This is a genomic window from Pseudomonas sp. SIMBA_068 (assembly GCF_046534705.1).
Classification (GTDB): domain Bacteria; phylum Pseudomonadota; class Gammaproteobacteria; order Pseudomonadales; family Pseudomonadaceae; genus Aquipseudomonas; species Aquipseudomonas putida.
In genome coordinates this window covers 1-247 of the sequence record NZ_JAWRYI010001260.1, presented here as the reverse complement: position 1 = coordinate 247, position 247 = coordinate 1, and the positions used below count along the sequence as shown (strand labels likewise).

The 247-nt window shown below is 37.2% G+C and carries 1 protein-coding gene; it reads right to left on the bottom strand.

Going from position 1 to position 247, the window contains the following annotated elements; genetic code table 11:
- Positions 1 to 247: hypothetical protein (locus SB756_RS33595; RefSeq protein ID WP_410913702.1), on the bottom strand; the 247-nt coding region annotated here is incomplete at both ends.

The window sequence follows — 247 nt, the reverse complement described above, 5'->3', positions numbered from 1 at the left end:
CCTCTATAGCAGCTTGAGTGTCTTGTAAAAATACAAGTACCTTTGCCTCACCTTTCTCACCACGTCTAAAATCAATAGATTGGATGCGGTTAATGTAGTTTCCACTCACATCACCTGTCAGAACGGCTTCATCTTCAGTTACTGAACCGGTTAATGGGTTATCCGATACACGTATTGAAACTAAGTTGTTATTAACTTCTGTTTCATACATTTTTAATCTGTCTAGATTAACTGTTACCTTTAAACC